This is a genomic window from Lentzea guizhouensis (genome assembly GCF_001701025.1).
GTDB lineage: Bacteria > Actinomycetota > Actinomycetes > Mycobacteriales > Pseudonocardiaceae > Lentzea > Lentzea guizhouensis.
This window is the reverse complement of sequence record NZ_CP016793.1, coordinates 8,612,389-8,637,334: the sequence shown is the minus strand read 5'-3', so window position 1 is coordinate 8,637,334 and position 24,946 is coordinate 8,612,389. Positions and strand designations below refer to the sequence as shown.

19 protein-coding genes and 1 pseudogene are annotated in these 24,946 nt (G+C 68.8%); 14 read left to right on the top strand and 6 right to left on the bottom strand.

All coding sequences use genetic code 11. From position 1 onward, the window contains the following. Positions 1-53 precede the first annotated feature (53 nt). The 14 genes and pseudogenes from kdd (at position 54) to BBK82_RS41065 (ending at position 19,582) form a co-directional block, all read left to right on the top strand. Entirely contained in the window at positions 54-1,064 is a 1,011-nt protein-coding gene (gene kdd / locus BBK82_RS41130) for an L-erythro-3,5-diaminohexanoate dehydrogenase (RefSeq protein ID WP_065919754.1), read from the top strand. After that, positions 1,057-2,604 carry an amidohydrolase gene (locus BBK82_RS41125; protein WP_065921774.1) on the top strand — a complete coding sequence of 516 codons (1,548 nt, stop codon included), beginning with the start codon at positions 1,057-1,059 and terminating at the stop codon, positions 2,602-2,604. Before kdd ends, BBK82_RS41125 begins: the two co-directional genes overlap by 8 nt. 4 nt (positions 2,605-2,608) lie before the next feature. Continuing rightward, the gene (gene kamD / locus BBK82_RS41120; RefSeq protein ID WP_065921772.1) at positions 2,609-4,177 is read left to right on the top strand and encodes a lysine 5,6-aminomutase subunit alpha; all 1,569 of its coding nucleotides are present in this window, start codon (positions 2,609-2,611) and stop codon (positions 4,175-4,177) included. Beyond that, positions 4,174-4,917, top strand: a complete 744-nt coding sequence (gene kamE, locus BBK82_RS41115) for a lysine 5,6-aminomutase subunit beta (RefSeq protein WP_237047856.1) — start codon at positions 4,174-4,176, stop codon at positions 4,915-4,917. The genes kamD and kamE overlap by 4 nt, the downstream gene beginning before the upstream one ends. Next, on the top strand, positions 4,914-5,312 hold the full coding sequence (gene kal, locus BBK82_RS41110; RefSeq protein WP_065919753.1) for a 3-aminobutyryl-CoA ammonia lyase: 399 nt from the start codon (positions 4,914-4,916) through the stop codon (positions 5,310-5,312). The genes kamE and kal overlap by 4 nt, the downstream gene beginning before the upstream one ends. Positions 5,313-5,508: 196 nt before the next feature. Continuing rightward, positions 5,509-5,859 (top strand): GntR family transcriptional regulator, encoded by a 351-nt coding sequence (locus BBK82_RS41105; protein WP_065919752.1) that lies wholly within the window; start codon positions 5,509-5,511, stop codon positions 5,857-5,859. A 332-nt stretch (positions 5,860-6,191) separates the two neighbouring features. Continuing rightward, positions 6,192-7,358 carry an acyl-CoA dehydrogenase family protein gene (locus tag BBK82_RS41100; RefSeq protein ID WP_065919751.1) on the top strand — a complete coding sequence of 389 codons (1,167 nt, stop codon included), beginning with the start codon at positions 6,192-6,194 and terminating at the stop codon, positions 7,356-7,358. Beyond that, positions 7,355-9,349 (top strand): acetate--CoA ligase family protein, encoded by a 1,995-nt coding sequence (locus BBK82_RS41095; RefSeq protein ID WP_065919750.1) that lies wholly within the window; start codon positions 7,355-7,357, stop codon positions 9,347-9,349. The genes BBK82_RS41100 and BBK82_RS41095 overlap by 4 nt, the downstream gene beginning before the upstream one ends. A gap of 2 nt (positions 9,350-9,351) precedes the next feature. Further along, positions 9,352-10,953: a thiamine pyrophosphate-binding protein gene (locus BBK82_RS41090; protein ID WP_065919749.1), complete on the top strand. Its 1,602-nt coding sequence runs from the start codon at positions 9,352-9,354 to the stop codon at positions 10,951-10,953. A 53-nt stretch (positions 10,954-11,006) separates the two neighbouring features. Then, positions 11,007-16,112 (top strand): NACHT domain-containing protein, encoded by a 5,106-nt coding sequence (locus BBK82_RS41085; RefSeq protein ID WP_065919748.1) that lies wholly within the window; start codon positions 11,007-11,009, stop codon positions 16,110-16,112. A 55-nt stretch (positions 16,113-16,167) separates the two neighbouring features. After that, complete coding sequence (locus BBK82_RS41080; RefSeq protein ID WP_170068047.1) at positions 16,168-16,728, top strand: DUF4360 domain-containing protein; 561 nt, start codon at positions 16,168-16,170, stop codon at positions 16,726-16,728. Between the two features lie 245 nt (positions 16,729-16,973). Then, a pseudogene (rho, locus tag BBK82_RS41075) lies at positions 16,974-17,990 on the top strand (transcription termination factor Rho); the annotation flags it as partial. Between the two features lie 25 nt (positions 17,991-18,015). Then, positions 18,016-19,149: a Glu/Leu/Phe/Val dehydrogenase dimerization domain-containing protein gene (locus tag BBK82_RS41070; RefSeq protein WP_065919746.1), complete on the top strand. Its 1,134-nt coding sequence runs from the start codon at positions 18,016-18,018 to the stop codon at positions 19,147-19,149. A gap of 10 nt (positions 19,150-19,159) precedes the next feature. Next, positions 19,160-19,582 carry an SRPBCC family protein gene (locus BBK82_RS41065; protein WP_065919745.1) on the top strand — a complete coding sequence of 141 codons (423 nt, stop codon included), beginning with the start codon at positions 19,160-19,162 and terminating at the stop codon, positions 19,580-19,582. Here the strand turns inward: BBK82_RS41065 and BBK82_RS41060 are convergent. From BBK82_RS41060 to BBK82_RS41035, 6 genes are all read right to left on the bottom strand, one after another. Next, on the bottom strand, positions 19,579-20,130 hold the full coding sequence (locus BBK82_RS41060) for an EF-hand domain-containing protein (RefSeq protein WP_065919744.1): 552 nt from the start codon (positions 20,128-20,130) through the stop codon (positions 19,579-19,581). The two genes, BBK82_RS41065 and BBK82_RS41060, sit on opposite strands and share 4 nt — an antisense overlap. Positions 20,131-20,147: 17 nt before the next feature. After that, a complete protein-coding gene (locus BBK82_RS41055) occupies positions 20,148-22,553 on the bottom strand; it encodes an ATP-binding cassette domain-containing protein (protein WP_065919743.1) in 2,406 nt (801 codons plus the stop codon). A 53-nt stretch (positions 22,554-22,606) separates the two neighbouring features. Then, on the bottom strand, positions 22,607-23,323 hold the full coding sequence (locus BBK82_RS41050) for a GNAT family N-acetyltransferase (protein ID WP_065919742.1): 717 nt from the start codon (positions 23,321-23,323) through the stop codon (positions 22,607-22,609). A 1-nt stretch (position 23,324) separates the two neighbouring features. Beyond that, positions 23,325-23,879 carry an EF-hand domain-containing protein gene (locus BBK82_RS41045; RefSeq protein WP_065919741.1) on the bottom strand — a complete coding sequence of 185 codons (555 nt, stop codon included), beginning with the start codon at positions 23,877-23,879 and terminating at the stop codon, positions 23,325-23,327. Positions 23,880-23,998: 119 nt separating this feature from the next. Continuing rightward, complete coding sequence (locus tag BBK82_RS41040; RefSeq protein WP_065921771.1) at positions 23,999-24,193, bottom strand: PspC domain-containing protein; 195 nt, start codon at positions 24,191-24,193, stop codon at positions 23,999-24,001. Positions 24,194-24,228: 35 nt separating this feature from the next. After that, positions 24,229-24,840, bottom strand: coding sequence for a TetR/AcrR family transcriptional regulator (locus BBK82_RS41035; protein WP_065919740.1), 612 nt, complete (start codon positions 24,838-24,840; stop codon positions 24,229-24,231). Positions 24,841-24,946: the final 106 nt, after the last annotated feature.

The window sequence follows — 24,946 nt, the reverse complement described above, 5'->3', positions numbered from 1 at the left end:
CGCTTCGCGTGAAGATATCTTCGAGACAGCGTCGTCGACCGAAGGATTTTCAGGTGAGCGCGTACGGACTGCACCGTGTCCTCGACCCTGCGGGTGTACTGCCGCAGCAGGCGTGGCGGCTCGATGCGGAACCCGTGCCCGCCGCCGACGAGGTCATCGTCGCGGTGGAGCGGCTCAACCTGGACGCGGCTTCGTTCCGGCAGCTCAGGGAGACGCACGGGACGCCGGACGGGGTCAGGCAGGCGGTGCTCGACATCGTCGCCGAGCGCGGCAAGATGCAGAACCCGGTCACGGGCTCGGGCGGGATGTTGTTCGGCACGGTCCTGGAGGTCGGACCGGAGTCCCCGCTCGGGCTCGCGGCCGGTGACCGGATCGCGACACTGGTCAGCCTCACGCTGACGCCGCTGCGGATCACCGACGGGCTGCAGGACTGGAGCGGCGAGGACGAGCAGGTGCCGTGCCGGGGGACCGCGGTGCTGTTCGGTCGGTCGATCGCGGCGGTGCTGCCCGACGACATGCCGGCTGAGCTCGCGCTTTCGGTGCTCGACGTGTGTGGTGCGCCGGCGCTGACCGACCGGGTCGTGCGCCGGCACCCCGGCGGGTCCGTGCTCGTGCTCGGTGGTGGGGGCAAGTCGGGGTCGCTCTCTCTCGCGGCCGCGCGTCAGGCCGGTGCGTCGCGTCTCGTCGCGTTGGTGCCCACGGAACGTGAGGCGGCACAGGTGCGTTCGTCGGGCCTCGCGGACGAGGTCGTCATCGCAGACGCACGAAACCCCGTCGCCGTGGCCGAGGCCGTGGGCAAACAGGTCGATGTGACGGTCGTGTGTGTGGACGTGCCGGGATGCGAACACGGCGCCATCCTCGCGACCGCGGACGGCGGCACCGTGATCTTCTTCTCCATGGCGACCTCGTTCAGTGCCGCCGCTTTGGGAGCGGAGGGTCTGGCCGCGGACGTGGAGATGCTGGTCGGCAACGGATATGTGCCAGGTCACGCCGCGTTCGCGCTGGACCTGGTGCGCACCCGGCCGGGTGTGCGGGCGTTGTTCGAGCAGAGGCAGACTGCGTGACGTGAGTACGCAACTTTTGGTCGGCGGCCGCATCTACGCACCGGACGCGTCGGCGATGGCCGTCACGGACGGCGTGGTCGTCTGGATCGGACAGGACTCAGTCGGCCGCGCGCTGCACCCCGACGCCGAGGTCATCGAACTGAACGGCGCCTTCGTCGCGCCCGCGTTCGTCGACGCCCACGTGCACGCCACCTCGGCCGGTCTGCTGCTGACCGGTGTCGACCTGACCCGCACGCCGTCGTTGGAGGCGTTGCTGCAGCAGGTCCGTGAGGCGGACGGCCCGCTCGTGTGGGGCCACGGGTGGGACGAGACGCGGTGGCCGGAGAACCGCCCTCCGACGCGTGCGGAGATCGACGAGGCGGCTCAGGGCAAGCGCGTGTACCTGTCACGCATCGACGTGCACTCGGCACTCGTGTCGTCGAACCTCGTCACGGACGAAACGCGTGCGGCTGACGGCTACTCCTCCGAGGGCCCCCTTGCACGCGCAGCCCACCATCACGTCCGACGCATCGCACGCGACGCCATCACGCCTGACCAGCGCCGTGCAGCTCAGCTGGCGTTCCTGAGGTACGCGGCGTCGAAGGGCATCGCGTCCGTGCACGAATGCGCCGGCCCGGACATCTCCGGTGAGGACGACCTGCGCGAGCTGCTGGCGTTGGGGGAGGGCCCGCAGGTGGTTGCCTACTGGGGTGATCACTCGTTGCCTGGCGTTTCCGTGCAGGGTCTGGCCGGCGACCACTTCGTCGACGGCGCGATCGGTTCGCGCACGGCCGCGTTGGTCGAGCCGTACGCCGACGCGGACACGTCCGGCGCGCTGTACCTGTCCGGTCCCCAGATCGCCGACCACCTGGTGAAGTGCACCTCGCTTGGTCTGCAGGCGGGCTTCCACGTCATCGGTGACGCCGGCATGGCCGCCGTGATCGAGGGCTTCACGATCGCCGAAAAGACCCTCGGCACTCCTGTTCTGGCCTCCGCGCGACACCGCTTGGAACACGTCGAGATGGTCTCGGCGGAGCAGGCTCAGCAACTGGCCGGGTGGGGCGTGATCGCCTCGGTCCAGCCGCTCTTCGACGCCGAGTGGGGCGGGCCGGCCGGGATGTACGTCCAGCGGCTCGGTGCGGAACGCGGAGTGGGGCTCAATCCCTTTTCGCGGTTGGCCGCTGCGGGTGTCGTGCTCGCGTTCGGCTCCGATACGCCAGTGACCGCTATCGATCCGTGGGCAGCTGTGCGCGCAGCTGTCCATCACCAGACCGAGGGCTTCGGTGTGTCTCCTCGTGCCGCTTTCACCGCCCACACGCGTGGTGGCTGGCGCGCTGCCGGGGTCGATGACGGTGTGACCGGCACTTTGCAGCCTGGTGCTCCGGCTACTTATGCCGTGTGGGAGACCGGTGACCTCGTGGTGGCTGGGTCCGATGCGCGTGTGCAGCGCTGGTCGACCGACCCGCGGTCGGGTGTGCCGGGCCTGCCCGACCTCACCGGGCCTGCCCCGGTGTGCGTGCGGACCGTGCTGAACGGCCGGACGATCTACGAGAGGAAGTGACTTGATGGCGTTGCTCGACCTCGACCCGAAGGTCGTCGCCACCGCGCGCGAGCTCGCCGCGCGGGCGGCCGAACCCGTGGTGTCCATCGCGAAGGCGCACACCACGGTCGCGGTCGAGCGCGCCACGCTGCGGCTGGCCGGCATCACCGGCGCGGACTCCACCCACCGCGCCGGTGACGTGCCGTGGGTCAACCGCGTGATCGACACCGTCCGCGAGCAGTGCGGCCTGGAGCACGGGGTGGTGCTGCCGGCGTTCCACGCACTGCGCCAACACAACCTCGCCAGCCTCACCGAGCTCGCCGAAGCAACGGCAGCGGGGCAGATCCAGTTCGCAATCCCCACTGGCAGGGACCTAAACACAGTAAAAAAGGCCGCCACCTCCGCCGTCGCCAAAGGCCTGAAGACGGTCGACCGCAACCGGGCCCAGCGCGACAAGCTCGTCGCAAAGCTCGGCGACCCCGCCCAACGCCCCTGGATCTACCTGATCGTCGCGACCGGCGACATCGACGAGGACGTCGTCCAGGCGCAGAACGCCGCCCGCGCCGGTGCCGACATCATCGCCGTCATCCGCTCGACCGGGCAGTCCCTCCTCGACTACGTGCCGGAAGGCGCCACGCACCACGGGTTCGCGGGCACCTACGCCACGCAGGAGAACTTCCGGATCATGCGCGCGGCACTCGACGACGTGTCGAAGGAGGTCGGCCGGTACGTGCGGCTGACCAACTACGCGTCCGGCCTGTGCATGCCGGAGATCGCTGTCCTGGCGGGGCTCCAACGGCTCGACATGATGTTGAACGACTCGATGTACGGGATCTTGTTCCGCGACATCAACCCCATCCGCACGTTCGTCGACCAGCGGTTCTCGCGCCAGGTCCACGCGCGCGCCGGCATCATCATCAACACCGGCGAGGACAACTACCTCACCACCGCGGACGCCGTCGACGCCGCGCACACGGTGACGGTCAGCCAGCTGCTCAACGAGCACTTCGCCCACGAGGCGGGGCTGCCCGACCACCTGCTGGGCCTCGGGCACGCGTTCGAGATCAACCCGAAGGTGCCGGACTCGTTCCGCCTCGAGCTCGCTCACGCACTGCTGGCGCGCGAGCTCTTCCCGGACGCGCCGCTCAAGTGGATGCCGCCGACCAAGCACATGACCGGCGACGTGTTCAACGGTTACCTCCTGGACGGCTTCTTCAACCTCGCGGGTGTCCTCACAGGACAGTCCATCCTGCTCGTCGGCATGATGACGGAAGCGGTCGTGACGCCGTTCCTGTCGGACCGCGACCTCGCGCTGCAGAACGTCCGGTACGTGCTCAACGCGGCCGGCAGCCTCGCGGAGGACTTCCGGCCCGCGCCGGACGGGCTCATCGTCAAGCGCGCGCACCAGGTGCTCGGCGAGGCGGTCGACCTGCTCGGGCGCATCGTCGACGACGGGCTGCTCAACGCCATCGCGGACGGCACGTTCGGGCTGATGAAACGCCCGGCGGACAAGGGCAAGGGCGCGGACGGCGTGGTCGAGAAGGCCGAGACGTACTTCAACCCCGCGAGCGAGATGCTGGAGGCCGCGCAGTGAGCAGGTACGTGAGGCCCTACGGCGACACCACCGGCGACGGCATGGTCCAGACGTCGTTCACGCTGCCGATCCCCTTCGGCCCCAAGGCGGACGGCGCGGCGCAGCAGCTCGCGAACAAGATGGGCATGGACCCGGCCATGGTGGTCCACTCCAGCCCGATCGGCGACGACTTCACGTTCTTCGTCGTCTACGGCTCGGTGAAGCACCTCGTGGACCTCGACGAGGTCAAGGTCGTCGAGCGCGAGTACCCGTTGCTCAGCCCGGCCGAGGTGAACACGACGCTGAAGAAGGTGTTGCGGCGCAAGCTGGTCGTCGTCGGCGGCTGCATCGGCACGGACGCGCACACCGTCGGCATCGACGCGATCCTCAACATCAAGGGCTTCGCGGGCGAGAAGGGCCTGGAGTACTACCGCGAGCTGAAGGTCGTGAACCTCGGCGCGCAGGTGAGCGTTCCGGAACTGGTGCGGTCCGCGCGTGCCGAGAAGGCCGACGCCGTGCTGATCTCCCAGGTCGTCACCCAGCGGGACGCGCACATCCTGAACACGCAGGAGATGTCGGCGGCGTTCCGCGAGGCGATGGGGGACAAGCGGCCGTTGCTGGTGGCCGGTGGTCCGCGGTTCGACCCGTTGATGGCGGGCGAGCTGGGGGTTGATCGGGTTTTCTCCCGGGGTACCACTCCGGGCGAGGTCGCGAGCTACCTGGTGCACGCGATGCAGGAGAAAAAGGGGGTCGCCGCGTGAGCGGGGCTTTGGTCGAAGGATTCACCGTCGCGCACCGGCGTTACGTGCCGCACTCGCACGCGCACTACGGCGGCAACCTCGTGGACGGCGCATACGGGCTCGGCATGTTCGGCGACGTCGCCACCGAGATGCTCATCCACACCGACTCCGACGAGGGCCTGTTCGCGGGGTACAGCTCGGTGGAGTTCATAGCGCCCATTCAAGCCGGTGATGTCATCGAGGCCGTGGCCACGTTGGTGCGCATCGGAAAGCGCTCGCGCGAGATCCAGTTCGAAGCGCGGGTGGTGTGCAGGTCAGCGCCGGAACGCGGGCCGTCAGCGGCGGACGTGCTGGCTGAACCGATCGTCGTAACGCGCGCTCTCGGCACGGTGGTGGCGCCGAAACCCGCGGACTAGAACGCTGACCGGTCTGCTCCGGTTTCGGTGCGTGACTGTTTCGAATCGCGCCTGTCTCGTTTTCGGACGTGCGACCTTCGCGCCGCATGGGCGCGGACCAGACCAATCTCAGTTCGCGCTGAATCGACCCGCAACCTCCGCCGCCCTCGCCCGTTGGTCAACACAGAGGTAGCTACATGCGGGGAGGAAAGGCGCAGTGAAGATCGACCACCACGGGGAGACGCCCCCGTACGAGCAGGTGCGCGTGCACTACGCGCAGTCCATCGCAAATCGCGAACTGCCGGTCGGCGCCAAACTGCCCACAGTGCGCGCGCTCGCAAAAGACCTGGGCCTGGCGGTGAACACGGTAGCCCGCGCCTACCGCGAGCTGGAGGAAGCCGGCCTCGTCGAAACGCGAGGCCGGGCGGGCACCGTGGTCAGCGCGAACGGGGACAGCAACCGCGAGCGGGTGCGGTCGGCGGCTCATGCGTACGCGTCGATGGCGGCCGAGTTGGGGTTGTCGCGGGAGGAAGCGCTGGAGATCGTGCGGGCGGCCTTCCGCGCCTGACGCGGAGGGGTACGCCGTCTCAACAGGCTTCTTGTGTCGCAGTGGCGGTTCGCCGCCACTGACCGCCCGCTGGCCCAGTCGGTCACTTCGGCGCCGTGCCTGACGTCCAGGCCCGGCGCGCAGCGTCACGCCGACCGACCTGATGTCGTCGTCGAACGGCTCCTCACCGACTAGTCGTATCTGTATGTCCGGCTGCTCCAAGCAGGTGATCACCACCTCCACGAACGAGCACGCTACTCACCCGTTTGCGACCCCTCTTACCAGCCCTGATGCGGCTAGGCTCCCCGGTGGACCGTGGATAACTGACTCGTCAGTCAACCTAGGGGTGGGAGATGGGGCGGACCGTCAGAGACGGCCTGAGACGCTCGGCGGAACAGCACCAGTTCGTCGAGCTCGCCAGGAATTTCGCCGCGGAGGAGATCCGCCCGCGAGCCCGCGCCGTCGACGAGGCTGACACCGAGTCGCCGCTCGACCTCTGGCGCAAGGCGTCGGAGCTGGGGCTGACGACGTTCATGATCCCGGAGAAGTCCGGTGGCGGCGGCGTCACCGACCTCACCACCCAGGTGCTCGTCCAGCAGGAGCTCTGCCACGGCGACATCGGCATCGGCAACCTGATCACGTCCAACGGGTTCTTCAGCGCGCCGGTCGAGCACCTCGGCACGCCTGAGCAGCAGGAACGGTTCCTGACCCCGCTCGGGAGCGACACGCCGCCGATCACCGCTGTCGCGGTCACGGAGCCGGGCGCGGGTTCCGACGCGGCGAGCATCCAGACGTCCGCGCGCCGTGACGGTGACACTTATGTCCTGAATGGACAGAAGACGTGGATCTCGAACGCCCCGTACGCCGAGATGTTCGTCATCTTCGCGACCGTCGACCCGGCGAAGAGGGCGCGCGGGGTGACGGCGTTCGTGGTGCCGCGGGACACGCCGGGGCTGACGGTCGGGCCGCCGTTCCGGAAGATGGGCCAGCGCGCGATCGTGAACGCCGAGGTGTTCCTGGATGACGTGCGCGTGTCCGTGGAGAACCGGCTTGGTGCGGAAGGGCACGCGTTCTCCGGGCTGATGAGGACGTTCGACGCCTCGCGCATCCTGATCGGCGCGGCGTGCACGGGGCTGGCGCGGGCGGCGCTGGACTTCGCTTCCGCTTATGCCGCTGAACGTGTGCAGTTCGGCGTCCCGATCGTGCGGCACCAGGCGGTGGCGTTCCGGCTGGCGGACATGGCCACCCGTGTCGACGCCGCGCACCTGCTCACGCTGCGGGCCGCTGCCTTGTACGACGCGGGTGAGGCGGTCGCGCAGGAGTCTGCGATGGCCAAGCTGGTCGGGTCCGAGAACGCGATGTGGTGCACGCACGCGGCGGTGCAGACCTTGGGGGGATACGGCTACTCGCGCGAGTACCCGGTCGAACGCTGGATGCGTGACGCGAAGCTGGAAGAGATCGAAGAGGGCACCTCCGACATCCAGCGCCTGATCATCTCCCGTGGACTCGGTGCGAGATGATCTTTTCCGATCCCGCCTCCGTCGCCGTGGTGGGGGCGAGTGACGACCCTGCCAAGTGGGGTCACTGGTTGGCTCGTGGTGCGTTGGCCGGCCGTGGTCGTCGAGCGGTGCACCTGGTGAACCGCGGTGGTGGCGCGGTGTTGTCGCAGCCGACCGTGCGGTCGCTCTCGGAACTGCCGGAAGCACCGGAGCTCGTGGTGCTGGCCGTGCCTCCCGTGCACGTCGAGGCCGTGGTGGACGAGGCGTTGGCATTGGGAACACGTGGTTTCGTCGGCATTCCGTCGACGATCGACGACCGGGTGATCGACCGCATCCGTGCGGCGGGGGCGCGGTTGCTCGGGCCGAACTGCCTTGGCGTGTACGACGCGGCGACGTCGTTGCACCTGGCGTGGGGGCAGTTCCAGCCGGGGTCGCTCGGGGTCGTGTCGCAGAGCGGGCAGGTGGGGCTGGAGATCGCCGGGCTGGCCGCGTCGGCCGGGCTCGGGGTGTCGCGGTTCGTGTCGGTCGGCAACCAGGTGGACGTGACGGCGGCGGAAGCGTTGCTGGACCTGGTCTCGCACGAGATGACGACCGTGGTCGGCGTGTACCTGGAGAGCTTCGGGCCGGGGATCGTCACGGCGCTGGGGGAGCTGCGTGCCGCCGGGAAGCCCGTGGTGTTGCTGACGATCGGTGCCTCTGCCGCGGCGCGGGAAGCCGCCTTGTCGCACACCGGCTCGCTGGTGTCCTCTTTGGACGTCGTGGACGCCGCGTGCCGCCGGTCCGGGGCTCTGCGGGTGGCGACGCCGGCCGCGTTGGTGGACCTGGCGGCGGTCGTCACGCACGGGGTGCCGCGGGGAGTCAGGGTCGGCATCCTCGCGGACTCCGGTGGTCAGGGCGCCATCGCGGCGGACCTCGCCGTGGCGGCCGGGCTGACGGTGCCCGCCCTGAGCGCGGTGGACGGGTTGCCGGCGGGTGCGTCGACGCGCAACCCGATCGACCTGGCCGGGGCGGGGGAGCGGGACCTGGAGAACTACGCCCGCGCGGTCGAGGTGCTGGTGCGTGGCGGCGACGTCGACTCGGTCGTGTTGTCCGGGTACTTCGGCAGTTACGGCGCGGACACACCCTCGCTGGAGCCCGTCGAGGTCGCGGTCGCCACGCGGATTTGTGCGCTGGCCAGGGAAACCGGTGTCCCGGTCGTCGCGCACAGCATGTGCACCGACTCCGCGGCGGTGCGGGCTTTGCGTTCCGGCGGTGTTCCGGTGCAGCACACGATCGAGCGCGTGGTGGCCGCGCTCGGTGACGCGGCGCGCTTCGGCAGCCGGCCCGCGGGTCGTGCCGCGAGCCTGCGCGAGACGTCGGCAGGCATGTACCGGCCGGGCTACCTGGCGGCTCGCGAGCTGCTGGACTTCGTGCGCTTCCCCGAAGCCCACCCGGTCACCTGCGCCGAGGAAGCCAGCGCGACCACGTTGACCGCGCCGTTCGTGCTCAAGGCCGACTGGCTCACCCACAAGAGCGAACACGGCGGTGTGAAGACCAACCTCACCGACCCCGCTGCCGCCTTCGAGGAGATGCAGGCCCGGCTCGGGCCCGGCACGTACGTCCTCGAGGAGATGGACACGCGCGAGGACGCCGTCGAGCTGATCATCGGCGCCAAGCGCGACGAGTCGTTCGGCCCGGTGATCGTCGTCGGCGCCGGCGGCGTCCACGCGGAGCTCTTCCAGGACACCGCGGTCGAACTCGCGCCAGTGACGCCGACCACTGCCGAAGCCATGCTCAGCCGCCTCAAGACGGCGCCGCTGCTGCGTGGCTGGCGGGGTGCGCAACCGGTCGACCTCAGCGCGTTGGCACAGGTCATCGCCGCATTGTCGTACGTCATCACCACCCGCCAGGACCTCGCCGAGATCGAGCTCAACCCGGTCCGCGTCGGCCCGGACGGCGTGCTGGCCGTCGACGCCCTGATCATCCCTTCGGGTGACACGTTGAACGATTCCGGCGGTCTGCACGTGGCGTGAGCATGACGGTTCCTCGCATCAGCGGTGGTGACGCGCTGGTGCGCGCGCTCAAGGCACACGGCACCGAGCTGGTGTTCGGCATCCCCGGCACCCACAACCTGGGCATCTACCGGGCTCTCGCCGACCACGGCGTCCGGCACGTCACGCCCCGCCACGAACAGGGCGCCGGCTTCGCCGCCGACGGCTACGCCCGCGTCACCGGCAGGCCCGGCGTGTGCCTCACGACGAGCGGCCCGGCCGTGCTCAACGCCATGACCGCCGTCACCCAGTCGTACTCGGACTCCGTCCCGGTCCTGCTCATCTCACCCGGCATGCCCCTGCGCCACCCCGGCCGCGGCAACGGCACCCTGCACGAGGTCCGCCACCAGTCCGCCGCCTTCGAAGCGGTGATCGGCTACTCGAACCGCGTCCACAGCGTCGCCGAGATCCCGCTCGCCGTAGCGCAAGCCTTCGCCCACATGACCGCCGGCCGCCCCCGCCCCGCCCACCTCGAAATCCCCCTTGACCTTGTCGACGCCCTCGACAAGGCCCCCGACGTCGCTCCCGTCCTCGTCGCACACCCACCCGCCGACGCCGTCACCATCGCCGCCGCAGCAGGCCGCCTCGACTCCGCCACCCGCCCCGGCCTGATCATCGGCGGCGGCGCCAAGTGGGCCGCCGAGGAGATCACCACCCTCGCCGAACGCCTGGGCGCCCCGGTCGTGACCACCGCCAACGGCAAGGGCACCTTCTCCGAACACCACCGCTTCTCCATCGGCGCCGGCCTGCACCACAAAGCCGTCGCCGACTTCATCGCCGACTGCGACGTGGTCCTCGCCATCGGCACCGAACTCGCCACCACCGACCTCTGGAACGGCCCGCTGAAGTTCACCGGCGACCTCATCCGCATCGACGTCGACCCGGCCCAGATGATCACCAACGCCTCGCCCGACTACCGCCTGGTCGGCGACGCCCAAGCCACCGTCGCCGCCCTGAACCACCGCCTGGGCAAGGGCAAGTCCACCCCCGACGCTCCGACCCGCGCCGAACGCTGGCGAAAGCTCTTCCACCGCCACGCCCGCACCCAAGGGGCCCCCTGGCTCCCCCTCGTCGAGGCCATGAGGGAGGCGCTCTCCCCAGGCGCCATCATCGCCGCCGACAGCGCCATGGCCTGCTACTACGGCACCCTCTCCAACCTCCCACTCGAAGGCCCGGCCAGCTTCCTCCACCCCACCGGCCTCGGCACCCTCGGCTACGGCCTCCCCGCCGCCATCGGCGCCAAACTGGGAGCCCCCGACCGCCAGGTCGTCGCCCTGCACGGTGACGGCGGCATCATGTTCACCCTCCCCGAACTGGCCACCGCAGCCGCAGAACGCCTGCCCCTCCCCGTCGTCATCACCGACAACGGCGGCTACGGCGAAATCCGCCGCGAGATGACCGCCCGCAACGACCCCGTCCACGCCGTGAACCTCCCCGGCATCGACTTCCCGCGCGTCGCCAAGGGCCTCAACTGCCACGGCGTGACCGTCGACGACCAGGACAGGTTCGCCACGGCGCTCCGCAAGGCCTTCACCGTCGACCGTCCCACCGTCATCCACGTGGCCGGCGACCTGGCAGGCGCCTAGAACGTCCTTGATTTGGCACTAAATGGACGGTCGCTTCGTGAGACCATCCGTCGATGGCGCAGGAGGATCACACCGCCAACTCCATGGGCGACGTCCACGGCATCGGCTTCCAGGCCCGCAACATCCACGGCGACGTGCACATCACCCACGCTCCACCCGCAACCCCGCCGGTGCCGCCGTGTCCCCCACCGGCCGATTGGGCGTCGACCACCGCCCTGCCCGCTGCCGTCCAGGACCTGCTGTGGGCCCAAGAGGAGTGCGCCGAGCTCCTCCCGTACCAGCTCCCTGGTGCTCGCAAACCGTCGCTGGGAGCGATCTACGTCCGTCAGGACGTGGGCAGTGGAGTGGAAGACGCCCAGCCGGAACAACGTCCCACGCCGATGCTCGACGAACACGGCCGGCTCGTCGAGATGCCGCCGAACTCGGTCGTCCGCGTCGCCGTGCGCCCTCCGTCCAAGCCGATGCGCGCGGCCCTCGACTCCGACGACCACCTCGTCATCACCGGTGGCCCCGGTCAGGGCAAGTCGACCCTGACCCTCCGTCTCACCGCGGACATCATCCGCCAGTGGGCCACCAAGTCCGACGACGCACCGATGGCCGAACCCGTCCTGCCGCTGCGCATCCCGGCTCGGGTGCTGGCCGAGCACCTGGGCCCGTCGTTCACCCAGGCCCTGGCCGACAGCGCCGCTGCCGAATACGGCCACCTCCTCGTGGGGCCGCTCGACCCCGCCCTGTTCGGCACCCGTGTCGCCGGCTGCCGCTGGCTGCTCCTCGTCGACGCCCTCGACGAGGTCGCCGACCCCCGGACCCGCGCCAAGATCGTCCACACGCTCGCCGCCTGGGCCAAGAAGTCGACCTACCGCGTGCTGCTCACCACCCGCCCGACCGAGGGCGGTGCGCTCGCCTCACTGCAACGGATCGCGTGCCGCTACGAGCTCCAGACGTTCGACGACGAGGCTCTGCGCGGGTTCGCCACGAGCTGGTTCGACGAGGAGGGGGAGGACTGCGCCAACCGGTTCCTGCAGCAGGTTCGCGGGGCCCACCTCTTCGAGCTGGTCGAGATTCCGCTCCTCGCGACGATCGCCGCGATCGTCTTCGAGCAACACGCGCAGAAGCCGTTGCCGGGCAACCAATACGAGCTCTACGAGGCCTACCTCGCCCATATCAGGAAACCCGAGTCGACGCCAGCGACCTTCGAACGCCACCGAGTGCCGTTGATCGAACACCTGGGACGCACCCGCCTCGAATCCGACACGTCCCTCATCGAGGCAATTCACACCTGGGCCCGGCAGCACCCCGACGCCGGTCCCGCCGCGGACCTCATCACGCACCTCAAGGCGTGCGGCCTGTTCGTCCAACGCGGTCGCGATCTCGCCTTTTTGCACCACAGCTTCGCCGAACACGTCGCGGCCACGGCGATGGCCCGTGAACTGCCCGCCGAGTTCGCCCCCGCGCATCCGGCCTTCGCCGAGCTCCTCCACCAGGCCCAGCCGTTCGAGTCAGGCCGGTTCGCGCGCGCCGTTCTGCTGCACCACACCCGCCTGCACGTTCAGGAAGCCGACCGGTTGCTGGACTGGCTGCGCGCCGGTCAGGCCGAGCAGCACCTGCTCGCGGCGCGGCTGCTCGCCAAGCACCTGCCGGCCGGCTCGGCGTTGGTGGACGAGTTCCTCACGGTGGCCAAGGCCTGGGCGATGACCACCCAGTACCCGGCCAGGCTGATGGTCAGCCAGGTGAGCCGGGCGACCCACCACGACGGCCTCACGGACTGGCTGGCGGAGCTGATGCGAGATCAGCTCGCGCCGTTCGAGTCCCGTGCCGAGGCGGCGGAGGCACTGGTGGTGCGGCTCCGTGCCGCTCACCTGACCGAAGCCCTGGTCTTGCTCAAATCTGCCGTTGACGACGGATCCGCGGCCGTCCGCCACCGGTTGATGGCGGCGGAAGCCCTGGCCCACAGCGGGTCGGCTGAGCGGGAGGCGGCTGAACGCGGTTTGCGTTCCGTGCTGGGCGATCTCTTGGCGAGCGGCAACGACTGCCGCACGGCGGCCGTTGTGCTCGCTGCGTTTGGTGGAAAGGCCCGCGATTTCGCGGTGGCCGCGCTCGAGCGGGTCTTGTCCGACCTGGGCAGCACGAACGCGGAACTGGTGCAAGCCGCTACCGGCCTCATCGAGATCGACGCGGAGTTCCACGGGCGCTGCACCGAGGTTCTCCTCGGCGTCGTACGCGACCCGGTGCACAACATGTTCGGCAAACGGGACGCCGTGCTCGGCTTGATGGCGCTCGGCGAACAGGAATCGGCGGCTGAGGCGATCACGGAGGTCGTCCGTGATCGTCGGCGCCCGGCCGGAAACCGGGCCGATGCCGCGGTCACTCTGGCACTGCTCGGGCCGCGGATGCGCGCGAAGGCGGGCGAGCTGCTCCTGGCATGCATCGATGCATTCGACACGGCACCATCCGATCGGTGGTGGTACGTGAAATCACTGGTGAAGGCCGGTCGTCGTGATCTCGCCGTCGACCTCATGCGTGGCCTGCTGGCCGCTCCGCACACCTCCTGGATCGACGTGGTGGCGATCGCGGCGGAGCTGGGCGATCTCGGCCCGGCGTTCCACGACGAGGCCGCGGTACACCTGGAGCGGGCACACCGCTACGGCCCCAAGCTTCGCTTCGAGTTCGTCTACCCCTTGCGCGAACTGGCCGATCTGGGCGAGTCGCACCGCGCCACCGCGACGGCACGGCTGCGCGCCGCGCTGACCGACCTGAGCCTGGACCCGGACACCCGCTGCCAGGTTGCGAACGAGCTGATCAGGTGTGCTCCCGAGTTCCACGCACTGGCCGGCGAACACCTGCTGGCGATCGCGTCCAGCGAGCGCGATCCCGATGTCCGGGCCAAGGCCTGGGCCGGACTGCACCGGCTGGGACCCGTGCTGGCTGGACGGGCACTGCGGGAGCTGCTCGTGCTTGCGCGCGATCACGAGGTGTTGTCGGAAATCGGTAGCGTGTTCGCCTTCGCCAGCGCCGAGCATCGCCGTGCGGCCGCCGACGAGCTGACTGCATTGGTCCAAGACCGGCAACGGAGTCTGCGCACTCGCTTGTACGCCGTGCAAGGGCTTGTCACGCTGGGCAGAGCGTTCCACCGCGTGGCGCTGGCCGGTGTACTGGAACCGCTTCGGACAGGTCTGATCAGGGATCCCTCCTCCACCGCTCGGTACTTCGCCTCAACCGGTCGGGGCGTCCGGGACGACCTCGCTGCGGCGCTCCTCGAACTGTTCCGCATTCCGGGCACCACTCCGGAGCACCGCTGGCTCGTGGTGAAGGCGCTGGAGCTTCTCGGTCACGAGCCGCCGCTGGAAGTGCTGCAGGACATCGCCGCCGACGAGTCGGCTGGCCTCGGCACCCGCGCTGAGGCCGCCGTCAAGGCCGCAGACGCGAACCCGGCACAGCTCGAAAGCGCCGTCGATGTCGTGTTCGTCGCGTCGAGCGTCATGAACATTCACAGGTGGAAGCATCTCGTTGGACACCTAGCGCATTTCGGCGTTGATGTGCGGGCCCGCCTGCAACGGGTCGTCGCATCCCCGGACTCCAGTCGCAACGAGACTGCGGACGCTGCCTCCCTGGTGGACAGCCAGGCACTCCGCGCCTGTTCAGAGGACGAGTACTCCCGGTTCAGCTTCCGGCTCTACGCCTACGGGCTCCGAGCGTTGAACGGGGACAGCGCTCCCGCGGTCCGCTATTTCAGGTCTGTGCTGGACGATCCGGACGAGTCGGTCACCAACCGCTGCTCCGCCGCGGTGGAACTCGCCGACTTGGACCAGACGCTGCAGGAGCAGATGACCGAGGTCGTGTGGCGGTTCGCGGAAAGTCGGCATCTGCGGCTCTCCGAACGCGTGGACGCGACCAAGACGTTGCTCGGCTTGGCTCCGTCAGGCTCTCCCCGGCTGACGGACCTGATCATGGCACTGGTGCGCGATCCGGAGCGGAGCGACGAGGCGGCAGCGGCCCTGGCCGCGTACCTGCCCAGGGCAGAACGAACAACGGTCGAGCGAGTTCTGCTGGCCGATCGATGGGCCTCGTTGGAAGACCGCATGCCCCGGCCCGACGGCTGGGGCGACGTGCCCTTGCTGGCCGAGGCGGAAGCAGCGGCGCACGAGGTGACCAGGCTCCCGGAACACGACGACACAAACGGTCGCGCAGCCTTGGCGCTGGCCGGGTACTCGTTTTCACACGCGGCTGAGGCGGTTTCCCTGCTCATCGCCGACGGATCTCTCACGGCGTTGAAGAAGGCAGCGGAACTCGGCGCCTGGCCGGAAGTCCACGCTCGTCTACGCACGCTGGTGCTGGACGAGAATCGACCCATGCGCGACCGTCGTGGTGCCGCGCTGGTGATCTGCGATGTCGCGCACGAGCCGTCGGTGCGTGACTTCCTGCTCAACGATGTCGATGCGTCGTGGCGACATCGAGTCAAGGAGCTGAGATCGCTCGAGGCGTTCAGCGAGTTGCGCAGAATTCGCGACAACCCGGCGTTGTCTCCACAGCATCGCAGGGAGGCGGCAAGATTCCTGCTTCACCGGTCGATCGACGACAGAGCGGCCTGTGCCCGCCTGTTCGCCTCGATCGCGGCGGACCACGCGGTGAACCCGGTGCTGCGGTGGTGGGCGGCGGACGACCTGTCCGACCTCGGTGCTCGTGGCCGGGCCGAGGCACTGCCGCTGCTCGACTCGATAGCACGTGACAACGCCCTGCCCGTGCTCGCACGTTCGAACGCCGCGTGGATCATCGGCCAGAGGTGGCCAACCAGACATGGTGAGGTGCTGGAAGTCCTGCGAGACCTGCTGCCGTTGGCGAAACCGTTGCAGCGAGTACAGGTGCTCGATGCGATAGCCGTCTTCAGGACGTCGGAGGCAGCGGATGAGCTGAGCGCCATGGCGATGGATCCGGGATTTGGGCCGCTGGTGCGGTTGCATGCGGCGGCCAAGATGGCCGTCAAGCGACTTGACCTGTGGGATCGGGCTGCGTTGGTTGCGCGTGACGTTGCTTTCGACCAATCGGCGCCGACTCACGTGCGGCAACACGCGGCGCGGCTGCTGGCACGGTGGAGTGAGGTGTGCCGGGAGGACGCGCGCGGGTTGTTGCGCACCTTGCGGTTGCCTTGCGGATTGCGCTGAAAGGCTGCGGGCGGGGTTAGGTTCCCGCACGGCGAGTGACGTGGGGAGGCCAGGGGTGTTCGGTGTGGTGGCGTTGGTGGCGGCATCACTGCTGACTCCGCCTGGGCCCGTGACGATCGACGTGGTGAGCTTGAGCGGTGACGGGTGCCGGCCGGGGACCGCCACGGTGGCCATGTCGGGGGACAACCAGGCGTTCACGGTGACCTACAGCGACTTCGTGGTGCAGGCGAAGGGCGCGGAGGCGAAGAAGAGCTGCACGATTGCGGTGGAGCTCAGTCACGCGGCCGGGTACACGTATGGGGTGGAGCGGACGGACTTTCGCGGGTTTGTGCACCTCGGCGAAGGGGAGCGGGGGACGCAGCGGAGCAGTTACCGCTTTCCGGGGTATCCGACGCGGCACGGCACGCAGGTCTACCAGGGGCCGATGAGTGACAACTGGCAGGTCACGGATGTGCCGGACGGGGTGCAGCACGGGCCGTGCAAGGGGCGGAAGCCGTTGACGATCGAGGCTGAGCTCAAGGTCACGGGCAAGGCGGGGATGATGACCATGGACTCGACGGATTCGAGCGTCAGCTCGACGTTCCGGCTGTCGTGGCAGAGGTGCGGCGGGGAATAAGCAGCGCGCGACGCGCGTTGTCTGCTACAGTCCGGGTGTAACGGCGGTGCGCTGGGGAGCGCGCGTAAGTTCCGAACAGCTGCTGGACCATCCGAGTTCGCAGCGAAGAGCCTCCAGTTTCTGACGCTGGCGGATCCACATCAGATGCGCAGCATCTGCAGCGCTTTCGTTTCGGCACGCTCAGGGCGTCCCGGGGACGAGCGCATCTCACGCAATCCTCCCGAAAGGACAGACCGATGCACATCGGTGTACTCGACGTACGCAACAACAGGGCTTTCCTCGTCGACGGGCCCGTCGTCCCGCAGCAGCTCGTGAAGCAACACGACCTGCGCAGGGGCGACCGGATCACGGGGGAGGCGCACGAGGACAGGCTGACCACCGTCGACACGGTCAACGGGCGCAAGCCGCACAAGAGGCCGAAGTTCGAGGAGCTGACGCCGCTTTACCCCAACGAGCGGCTGCGGTTGGAGCACGACCCGGACGACCTCACCAGCAGGGCGATCGACCTGGTCATGCCGGTCGGCAAGGGGCAGCGGGCGTTGGTGGTCGCGCCGCCCAAGGCCGGCAAGACGATGGTGTTGCAGAGCATTGCGCAGGCCGTCGCGAAGAACAACCCCGAGTGCCACCTCATCGTCGCGCTGGTGGGGGAGCGGCCGGAGGAGGTCACCGACATCAGGAAGACCGTGCCCGGCGAGATGTTCACCTCGACGTTCGACGAGCACCCGCGGGAGCACATCGCCACGGCGGAGCTCGCCATCGAGCGGGCCAAGCGGCTTGTCGAGGAGGGGCAGGACGTGGTGGTGTTGCTGGACTCGCTGACCAGGCTCGGGCGGGCCTACAACCTGGCGGCGCCCAGTGGTGGGCGGATTCTGAGCGGTGGCATCGAGGTCGGGGCGCTCAACCCGCCGAAGAGGTTTCTCGGGGCCGCGCGGAACATCGAGGACGGTGGCAGTCTCACGATCTTCGCCACGGCGTTGGTGGAGACCGGGTCGGTGGGCGACACCGTGATCTTCGAGGAGCTCAAGAGCACCGGCAACGCCGAGCTCAAGCTCGACCGCAAGGCGGCGCAGCGCAGGGTCTACCCGGCGATCGACCTGAACCAGTCCAGCACGCGCAAGGCGGAGTTGCTGGTGTCCGAACAGGAGCTGGCCATCACGAACGCGGTGCGCAGGGCCATGGCCGACCGCGAGGTCGACGTGTTGCTCGACGGGCTACGCAAGACCAGGAGCAACGCGGAGTTCCTCCTCCAGATGTCGAGGTGAACCGGCTGTCCGCCAAGATGGGGGGATGAGCTTCCTGCAGGTCACGTGGACCGATCCGGCCACGGGTGCGCGTGGTCACCTCGTCATCGACCGGCTGGTGCGCGGGGTGAGCAGTGGCGGGCTGCGGATGCGTGCGGGCTGCACGCTCGACGAGGTGCGCAGGCTGGCCGAGGGCATGACGGCCAAGGAGGCGCTCAACTACGACCCCGCGGCGCGTTATGTGCCGCTCGGTGGCGCCAAGGGCGGCATCGACTTCGACCCGTACGACCCGAGGGCGTTCGACGTGCTCACGGCGTATCTCTACGCGATGTCCCCGTACATCGAGCGGTTCTGGACGATGGGGGAGGACCTCGGGCTGCGGCAGTCCACGATAGACAGGGCCATTGCGAAGATCGGCCTGCAGTCGTCCATTCAGGCCGTCTACCCGTTGCTGGACGATGAACACAAAGCGCGCCAACGACTTCAGGACGCCTTCAACGTCACGGTCGACGGCGTCGGTCTCGACGAGCTCGTCGGAGGCTACGGCGTCGCGCAGGCCGCACTCGAAGGCCTCGAACGGTTGAAAACAAGCAATCCCACCGCCTTTGTCCAAGGGTTCGGCTCGATGGGCGGCGCGACGGCGCGGTATCTCGCCAAGGCCGGCGTCACGGTCGTCGGGCTCGCCGATGTCCACGGGGTGGTGGCCAACCCGGCCGGGCTCGACGTGGAAACCCTTCTGCTGTCCCGGGATCCGCACGGCGGCATCGACCGGTCGAAGCTCCGGGACACCGACCTCCAGCTCGACCGCGACAGCTGGCTCGACGTCGAGGCTGACGTGCTCGTGCCCGCCGCCACCAGCTACGCCATCCACCGCGACAACGCGAAGTCGGTGCGCGCCAAGCTGATCGTCGAGGCGGCGAACATGCCGGTCACCGCGGAGGCCGAGGAGCTCATCGACGCGTTGGTCATCCCGGACGTCGTGGCGAACTCCGCGACGAACTCCTGGTGGTGGTGGACGTTGTTCGGCGACATCGAACCCACGGCGGAGTCGGCGTTCGACAAGATCGGCACGACCATGCGGCAGCTGGTCGGGAAGATCCTGCACGCGCCACGGCCGCGGGCGGCTGCTGCGGAGATCGCGGCCGCTGCGGTGGAAGAGATCGAGCGGCGGTTCTCGTAGACTCGCGAGCATGCCTGGCTTTCAGCACACCAGCGTCATCGCGGCCACGCCGGAGCAGGTCTGGGCGGTGGTCGTCGACGTCGAGCGGTGGCCGGAGCGGATCCCGACGGTCGACAGCGTGGAGCGGCTGGACGCCGGGCCGTTGGTGGTCGGGTCGCGGACGCGGTTGAAGCAGCCCAGGTTGGCGCCTTCGGTGCTCACGGTCACCGAGATGACCGACGGGGTGTCGTTCACCTGGGTGTCGACGTCGTCGGGGGTCACGGTCACGGCCGGCCACGTCGTGGAGCCGCATCCGGACGGGAGCAGGCTCACGCTCAGCCTGACCATGTCCGGCCTGATGGCGGGCATCGGCTGGTTGCTGACGAAGTCGATGACCAGGCGGTACGTCGAGACGGAGGCCGCGTCGATCAAGAAGGTGGCCGAGGCTGCCTAACCGAGTGGGCCGAGCAACCACGCCCCCGGCCCGTCCGGGTCCTCCGAGAAGTAGAACGCCCTGATCGCCGCCAGCAGGTCCTCGGCACCGACCAGACCGTCACCGTCGTGGTCGAGCCGCGCGTGGACGGCACGCGCATCGGCAGGGGACAGGTCCAGCAACGCCCGAGACCACCGCACGTACTCATCCACCCCGAAGAACCCGTCAACACCGGCCACGTCCAGCAGCGCGTCCACGAACGGCGCGTAGGCGTCGTCGAACACCTCAGGGCGTTCCAGCAGACCACGCGCGTACGCGGTCTTGTACTCGTCCAGGCTGACGCGGTCGTCGTCGTTGGTGTCGGTCACGGCGGAGAGGTGGTCCCACGCGCCCAGGAGCTGCTCGTGGATCCGTTTTGCCCGCAGGTCGTCGTGGTCGAGGCCGAACTCGCCGGTCACACGTGCACCGGCGAGCTCGAAGTCGGAGCGCTCGACGCAGCCGTCCCCGTTGCTGTCGTAGGTCTCGAACCTGCGGTTCAGCTTGCGGTCCAGGAACGGCGTGATCTCCATAGGCCCTTACTACCCGTTCAGCGCTTCTTGACGCGTGCCGGGGCCCCCACGTAGTCGGCCAGGTGTTCGCCGGTCAGCGTGGAGCGATCGGCGACCAGGTCGGCCGGGGTGCCCTCGAACACGACCTTACCGCCGTCGTGGCCCGCGCCGGGGCCTAGGTCGATGATCCAGTCGGCGTGTGCCATCACGGCCTGGTGGTGCTCGATGACGATGACCGACTTGCCCGAGTCGACCAGGCGGTCCAGCAGGCCCAGCAGCTGTTCGACGTCGGCCAGGTGCAGGCCCGTGGTGGGCTCGTCCAGGACGTAGACGCCGCCCTTGTCGGCCATGTGGGTGGCGAGCTTCAGGCGCTGGCGTTCGCCGCCGGACAGCGTGGTCAGCGGCTGGCCCAGCGAGAGGTAGCCGAGGCCGACGTCGTTCAGGCGGTCCAGGATCGCGTGGGCGGCGGGGGTGCGGGCGTCACCGGAGCCGAAGAACTCCACGGCTTCCGCCACCGGCATCGCCAGCACCTCGGAGATGTCGCGGCCACCGAACTTGAACTCCAGCACGGCCTGGTCGAACCGCTTGCCCTCGCACACGTCGCACGGCGACTCGATGGTCGCCATGATGCCGAGATCGGTGAACACGACGCCGGCGCCGTTGCAGTTCGGGCAGGCGCCCTCGGAGTTCGCGCTGAACAACGCCGGCTTCACGCCGTTGGCCTTGGCGAACGCCTTGCGGATCGGCTCCAGCAGGCCCGTGTAGGTGGCCGGGTTGGAGCGGCGCGAGCCCTTGATCGGGGTCTGGTCCACCACGATGGCACCGGAGTCGCGCGGCATCGACTGGTGGATCAAAGAGCTCTTGCCCGAGCCCGCCACACCCGTCACCACGGTCAGCACGCCGAGCGGGATGTCGACGGAGACGTCGCGCAGGTTGTTCCTGGAAGCCCCGCGGATGGACAACGAGCCGGAAGCCTTGCGCACGCTGGACTTCAGCGACGCGCGGTCGTCCAGGTGCCGCCCTGTCACGGTGTCACTGGCCCGCAGCCCCTCCAGCGTGCCCTCGAAGCAGATCGTGCCGCCGCCCCGGCCGGCGCCGGGGCCGAGGTCGACGATGTGGTCGGCGATCGCGATCGTCTCCGGCTTGTGCTCGACCACGAGCACGGTGTTCCCCTTGTCCCGCAACCGCAGCAGCAGGTTGTTCATGCGCTCGATGTCGTGCGGGTGCAGGCCGATCGTCGGCTCGTCGAACACGTAGGTCACGTCGGTCAGCGCGGACCCGAGGTGCCGGATCATCTTCACGCGCTGGGCCTCACCGCCGGACAGCGTGCCGGCGGGCCGGTTCAGCGACAGGTACCCCAGGCCGATCTCGACGAACGAGTCCAGCGTGTGCACGAGCTTTTCGACCAACGGCGCCACGGACTTGTCCTTCAGCCCGCGCATCCAGTCGGCCAGGTCGCTGATCTGCATGTCGCACAGGTCCGCGATCGACACGCCCTTGATCTTCGACGAGCGCGCCGCCTCGGTGAGCCGGGTGCCGGAGCAGTCCGGGCACGTGCCGAACGTCGCCGCGCGGTCCACGAACGCCCGGATGTGCGGCTGCAGCGCCTCGCGGTCCTTGGACAGCATGGACTTCTGCAGCTTCGGGATCAGGCCCTCGTAGGTCAGGTTGATGCCGTTGACCTTGATCTTGACCGGTTCCTTGTAGAGGAAGTCGTGCAGCTCCCTCTTGCTGTACTTGGCGATCGGTTTCGCCGGGTCGATGAAACCGGACTGCGTGAACGTCTGCACCGTCCACTGGTTGTCGACGTTGTAGCCGGGCACCTTGATCGCGCCCTCGATGATCGACTTCGAGGAGTCGTAGACCTCGGTCAGGTCGATGTCGGAGATCTGGCCGCGACCCTCGCAGCGCGGGCACATGCCGCCGGTGATGGAGAACTCGCGGCGCTCCTTGACCTTCTGGCCGGCCTTCTCGATCGTCACGGCACCCGCGCCGGAGATCGAGGCCACGTTGAACGAGAACGCCTGCGGGCCGCCGATGTGCGGTGCGCCGAGGCGGCTGAACAGGATCCGCAGCATGGCGTTGACGTCGGTCGCGGTGCCGACGGTCGAGCGCGGGTCGGCGCCCATCCGCTGCTGGTCGACCAGGATCGCGGTGGTGATCCCCTCCAGGAGGTACACCTCCGGGCGCGGCAGGGTCGGCATGAAGCCCTGGATGAACGCGCTGTAGGTCTCGTTGATCAGCCGCTGCGACTCGGCGGCGATCGTGCCGAACACGAGCGAGCTCTTGCCGGAACCGGACACGCCGGTGAAGACCGTCAGACGCCGCTTCGGGATCTCGACGTCGACGTCCTTCAGGTTGTTCACCCGCGCGCCCCGCACGCGGATCAGGTCGTGGGTGTCCGCCTCGTGCTCGTTCTTGGCGGCCGTTCTCCTGGAGGTCATGGCGACAAGCTAACTCGCAGACCCCTGGTCCGCGCTTCTTGATTCCTGATTGGTCACTCGCGGACGCGGTAGTGGTAGGTGCACAGCTCGCGGAACCCCGATCGTTCGTAGAGCCGGAACGCGGCCTTGTTGCCCTTCTCCATCTGCAGGTACATGTGGTTCGACTCGCGCGCGGCCGCCCATGAGGCCAATGCGGCGAGCACGGACCGTGCGGCGCCTTGGCCCCGTGCGTGCGGAAGTGTCGCCATGCCGAACACACCGGCCCACCCGTTCTCCGCGACGACCCGGCCAACGGCCACGATCTCGTCGTCGACCTCGGCGAACGCGTACGCGCTCGGCGCCTCGACCCGGCTGAGCAGATCGCGTTCGGCTTCGACGTCACGCGTCGTCACCTCGTGCCACGCCGCGAGCCACCCGTCGTCCGGCCTGGTCGTGACGGCACCGGCGTCCGCGTGGGCCTGGCGGATCACGTCAGCGGTCGACGCGATCTGCAGGGACATGTCGTGGCTTCGCGCGTAACCGCGGTCCGCGAGCCGGGCGTCGAGGTCGTCCGCGCACACGCCGGGCGTGATCTGGAACCTCGTCGGGACACCGCGGTCGGCGCAGAACTTCTCCGCGACGTCGACCCGGTCCTCGCGGTCGTGCGGCAGCACGGCGCTCACCCACCAGGCGTCCTCGGGGGAGTGGCGCAGCCACCAGCCACCCGTCTCCTCCACGTGCGCGGCCGGCTGAGCCCTTGCCGCGTACTCCTGCAGCCTCTTGATCAGCACGTCAGTCCAACGACCCGAGCAGCCAGTTGCCGGCGGCCGCGGGGTCCTCGGAGAAGTAGAACTCCCGGATCGCCTCCAGCAGCGCCTGCGTCGACAGCAGCCCGTCGTCGTCGGACAGGATGTCGTGGATCATCCGGGCGTCGGCCTCGGCCAGGTTCATCAACGCACCCGTCCACTTCACGTGCTCCTCGACGGTGAGCTTGCCGTCGCCGTCCTCGTCGGCGATCGCCATCACCGCGTCCAGGAACGGCCGGTAGCCCTCGTCGAACGACTCCGGCGTCTCCAGCAGCCCGTCCGCGAACGCCTTCTTGTACTCGTCGACGCTGATCCGGCCGTCGTGGTCGGTGTCGGTGGCGGCGGACAGCTGCTGCCACAGCCCGCTCAGCGACGCCTGGAACCACACCGCCTTCGGCTCGTCGTCACGGAGCCCGAACGCCCGCGTGGTGCGCAGTCCCGCCGATGTGAAGTCATCACGCCCGATGAACCCGTCGCCGTCCGCGTCGTAGGTGCGGAACCGGCGTGCCAGCTTGCGGTCCAGGAAGGCGGTGATCTCCATGGAGAACCTTCTACCGCATTTGGCACAGGCCTTCTACAAACACATTGTGCACGCGCGAATTGGACGCACAACGCGACCCACGCACCGGGACACGGCACGTGGGTCTCGAAGCGTCGCGATCAATAACCGCGGTCGGGCATCATCACCCAAAGCACGAGGTAGACGACGAACTGCGGGCCGGGCAGGAGGCACGACAGCACGAACAGCAGCCGCACCGTGCCCGCCTTCATACCCCAGCGCTGGGCGAGCCCCGCGCACACACCCGCGATCTTCCGGTTGGTCCTGGGCCTGCTCAATGCAACTGTCGTGGTCATGACTTCACAATGCTCCCGCCGGTCCGTCTGTTGCATCAGGGACAGCCCTGGGTTACCCCTGACAGCTGGTCGACGAACCTCAGGCATGTCGTGCGCATGACGTCCACGGTCATGGACCGCGATCCGGCCAGTACCTGCAGAGCAAGCCCGTCGAGCATGCTGACCAGCATGTTCGCCAGCTCGACCGGGTCGTCCTCCGACCGGATGTCGCCGGTCTCCTGGCCGTCGCGGAAGATGCTCGCGACGATGTCGCGCCATTCGCCGTAGAAGCGCTCGTTGAGCTCCTGCAGCTCGGGGCTGCGGATCGCCTCGACCCACAGCTCGGCCCAGATCTTCCACGCCTCCACGGTCTCCGCGCCCCGCGGCAGGTACGACTCGACGACCATGCGCAGCCGCGACAGCGGCGTCTCGTCGGACTCGAGGATCCAGCGGCGGCGCTTGAGCGACTGCTCGAAGCAGTGCTCGAACGCGGCGTCGGTCAGCTCGCGCTTGGTCTCGAAGTAGTAGTGGACCGTGCCACCGGAGACGCCCGCGTCTCTCGCGACGTCGGACACGCGGAGGTGGCGAAAGCCCTCGGCGGCGATCACCTTGCAGGTGGACGCGAGGATCTGCGCTTTGCGTTCGGCTTCCACGCTTGGACGGGGCATCCGTCACCTCCTGATTTATCTCCGAACCTTACCGAAGTGACAGGCCCGGTTTGGTGTTCATCGACCAGTTCGTTGCCGACCGAACGTTCCAATTGGTGGCGGCGGA